1 protein-coding gene, 1 tRNA gene and 1 pseudogene are annotated in these 3,933 nt (G+C 46.3%); all 3 read right to left on the bottom strand.

Annotation, left to right across the window (positions count from 1 at the left end; all coding sequences use genetic code 11):
* Position 1 precedes the first annotated feature (1 nt).
* The 3 genes and pseudogenes from QZ135_RS24705 to QZ135_RS24695 all read right to left on the bottom strand — a co-directional run bounded on the left by QZ135_RS24705 (position 2) and on the right by QZ135_RS24695 (position 3,782).
* Positions 2–74 (bottom strand) — tRNA-Gly (locus QZ135_RS24705).
* Positions 75–185: 111 nt separating this feature from the next.
* On the bottom strand, positions 186–1,328 hold the full coding sequence (gene nspC / locus QZ135_RS24700) for a carboxynorspermidine decarboxylase (RefSeq protein ID WP_294615755.1): 1,143 nt from the start codon (positions 1,326–1,328) through the stop codon (positions 186–188).
* A 98-nt stretch (positions 1,329–1,426) separates the two neighbouring features.
* Positions 1,427–3,782, bottom strand: a pseudogene (locus QZ135_RS24695) (UvrD-helicase domain-containing protein).
* Positions 3,783–3,933: the final 151 nt, after the last annotated feature.

Raw genomic sequence — 3,933 nt, 5'->3', positions numbered from 1 at the left:
GAGCGGAAAACGAGACTCGAACTCGCGACCCTAACCTTGGCAAGGTTATGCTCTACCAACTGAGCTATTTCCGCGATTGCGGATGCAAAGGTAGATATTTTCTCCAAACCTGCAAACATTCCGGCTCTTTTTTTTCGCGAAGAAAAACGTACATCCACCCTGTATTCATGGCATTTTTTTGATTATCAGCTCATTCTGTCCCGATAATCTTCGTAAGAAAATTGCCTGAACACTTCAGCTTTCCCTTCTTTTGTCCACATAGCAATGGCAGGATGGTGAATTCCGTTGAACATATTTGTTTTTACCATAGTATAGTGAATCATATCTTCGAAGACGATGCGCTCGCCGATTTGCAATTCATGATCAAAGCTCCAATCTCCCATATAGTCGCCGCTCAGACACGAATTTCCACCCAGCCGGTATACATGGCAGCCACCGTTGTTTCCCATCTCAGCACCGCGCACTGCAGGCTGGTAAGGCATCTCCAAACAGTCGGGCATGTGACAGGTGAAGCTGACATTGAGAATGGCGGTACGGACGCCCCGGCTTTCTACAATATCCACCACTTCGGAAGTCAGTACGCCGGTTTGCCAGGTAAAGGCGGAACCGGGCTCCAAGATAATGCGCAGATGCGGATGACGGGCACGCAAATCTTTCAGCACACGGATGAGATGTTCCACATCATAATCCTTGCGTGTCATCAGATGACCACCACCCAGATTCAACCATTTGATTTGCGGGAACCAACGGGAAAACTTTTCTTCCAAATGTTTCAACGTACGTTCCAGCTCATAAGAAGAGGATTCGCAATGACAATGGCAATGAAAGCCATCGACGCCCCTCGGCAGGGTTTCAGTCAATAAATCCGCCGTTATGCCGAAACGGGTTCCGGGAGCACAGGGATTATAAAGTTCTGTTTCCACTTCTGAATATTCGGGATTGATACGAATGCCGCAAGAGATACCACTCCCCTCTCTCACTATCATAGGATAGAAACGACAGAATTGCGACAAGGAGTTGAAAGTGATATGACTGCTGCAACGCATGATTTCAGGAAAATCAGCTTCCGTATAGGCAGGAGAATATGTATGTGCCTTGCTGCCGAACTCTTCCAGCGCCAAACGCGCTTCGTAAACGGAACTTGCTGTAGAATGGTCGACATACTCCCTGAAAATGGGAAACGAGCGCCACATGGCAAAAGACTTGAACGCCAGAATAATTTCTACTCCGGTACGGTCGGCAACGCTCTTTATAAGGGCAAGGTTCTTTCTTAATAATTCTTCCTCCATGATGTAACACGGAGATGGAAAACAATTGAAATCTATCATAAGCAGCAATCTTTTTTAATTAAGAATGAGAAATGAAGAATGAAGAATTTTGCTGCGCTATGCGGATACATTGCAACGTAATTCTTCATTCTTATAATTTAACCGATAATTTTAAAACGGGCAAAGCGCAACAAAAGTTGCTTGTCGCCCGCATTCTTGAAACGAATGGTTGCTTTGGCATTATCACCATTGCCTTCTACCTTCATCACTTCTCCCAAGCCAAAACGTTCGTGCTCGATAAGCTGCCCCGGTTGCACAGTCATTGCCGAAACGGAAGACGGCGCAGCAGACGAAGCGGATGGAGTCACCCGTTTCAGGTTGCGCGGCACGCTTGGAGCAATAATCTGCTGTTTAGGACGCTGGGGAGTTTCCTTTTCAGGACTATACAATGACTCACGGGCATGGGGCGAACGAGAGAACCCGCCACTATTTTCCCTGCGGAAATGTCCGGCCTCTTCATCAACCCTACTACCCAACCCTGTATCCTGAGGTAAGCGTAGAAAGCGAATATCAATATCTTTCAGGAAGCGGCTGGGACTACCAAATTCCATCTTTCCATAACGGAAACGAGTGCGGGCGTATGAGAGAAAGCAATGTTCTTCTGCACGTGTAATGGCTACATAGAACAAGCGCCTCTCCTCCTCCAAAGCACGAGGCGAGTCTCCCACCATACCGCTGGGAAAAAGGTTTTCTTCCATTCCCACCACAAACACATTCTTAAACTCCAGCCCTTTGGCGGAATGGACAGTCATAAGCGTAATTTTCTCATCGTCTCCATCTTTATCCGAGTCCTGATCGGTGAGTAACGACACCTCAGAAAGGAAATCCGTCAGCGAAACGTTGGGATTACCTTCTTCCAGACGCATTGCGCAGAAGTCACTCATACCATTCACCAGTTCCTCAATATTTTCTTTACGGCTGAGGTTCTCCGGCGAATTATCCTGGCAGACATCATTGATAATGCCGGACTGACGGATGATTTCCGTACCTATCTCATAAGCATTCTTCTCTGCCACTCCTTCTATGAACGCTACTATCAAGTCACGAAAACCTTGTAGCTTGGTATGCGTGCCTTTATTGAAATTCAATCCGTACGCCAGCGGTTCGCAAAGTACATTCCAAAGGCTGACATTATTTTCCGTGGCAGCAGCAATAATCTTGCCCACCGTCGTTTCTCCGATGCCACGAGCCGGATAATTAATGATACGTTTAAACGCTTCCTCATCATTAGGATTCACTACCAGACGGAAATAAGCTATCACATCTTTAATCTCTTTACGCTGGTAGAAAGACAGGCCACCGTAAATACGGTAAGGCATCCCCCGCTTTCGCATGGCTTCCTCAAATACGCGGCTTTGTGCATTGGTACGGTAAAGGATGGCAAAATCAGAATAAACATAATGCTCCGAACGGCGCAACCCTGCAATCTTATTGACAACAATATCTCCTTCCTCCACATCACTGTATGCCTGGAACACTCCGATAGCCTCTCCTTGTTCCTTTTCAGAGAAAACCTCTTTACGTATCTGCCTTTGATTTTTCTCTATCAAGCTATTGGCAGCACAGACAATGGTTTGCGTAGAGCGATAGTTCTGTTCCAGCTTAAAGACTTTCGTATCAGGGTATACTTTCGTAAAATACAATATATTGTCAATATCAGCCCCGCGGAAAGAGTAGATACTTTGCGCATCATCTCCCACCACACAAACATGCTGGTGCCCTTTGGCCAACTGCAACACAATGCTATGCTGCGCATAGTTGGTATCCTGATACTCATCTACCAGAATATACCGGAACTGCTCCTGATAACGTGCCAGCACTTCGGGGTGATCCCTGAATAATATAAAGGTATAAAAGAGTAAATCATCAAAATCCATGGCATCCGCTTGTCTGCAACGTTCCCAGTAGCGGCGATAAATATCACGGACAGCGGGCATTTTAGCAGCGCAATCACCTTCGTATGCTTCCTTATTAGCCGCATATCCTGCCGGAGAAACCAGATGGTTCTTTGCATTGGATATACGTGCCTGCACACTGCCCGGTTTATAAACCTTCTCGTCCAGCCCCATCTCTTTTATAATAGAGCGCACCAAGCTCTTGCTGTCCGCCGTATCATAAATAGTGAACTGGGAAGTAAAGCCAATATTCGCAGCTTCCACATGCAGAATACGCAAAAAGATGGAGTGGAACGTACCCATCCACAAATGACGTGCCCGCTCTGCTCCCACCTGCCGGGCAATACGTTCTTTCATCTCACGGGCAGCTTTATTAGTGAAAGTCAGAGCCAGAATATTCCAAGGCTGGTAATCATTCTCCAACAGATAGGCTATCTTGTAAGTTAGCACCCGCGTTTTTCCGGGAGCCTGCCCCGGCTATAACCAGTGACGGGCCGTCGTTGTAAAGCACTGCCGCGCGCTGCCCCTCATTCAATTCTTCTATATAATTCGCATTCATGTATGCAAAATTAGAAGAATATTTCCACATTCATATAATGTCACTCCAACTAAAACAGAAATTAATATGAATCAACTACTGAAATTAGCCTATAAGGGTGCAGAAAGGAATAAAGTTACGAGCTACGGGCTACAAGCTACAAGTAGCTGCG

It is taken from the genome of uncultured Bacteroides sp. (assembly GCF_905207245.1).
Lineage (GTDB): Bacteria > Bacteroidota > Bacteroidia > Bacteroidales > Bacteroidaceae > Bacteroides.
This window is presented reverse-complemented; position numbering and strand designations above follow the sequence as displayed.

What these genes read in the sequence shown, in the direction of transcription:
- nspC (WP_294615755.1), bottom strand. Translation starts at nt 1,328, where the DNA reads ATGATAGATTTCAATTGTTTTCCATCTCCGTGTTACATCATGGAGGAA.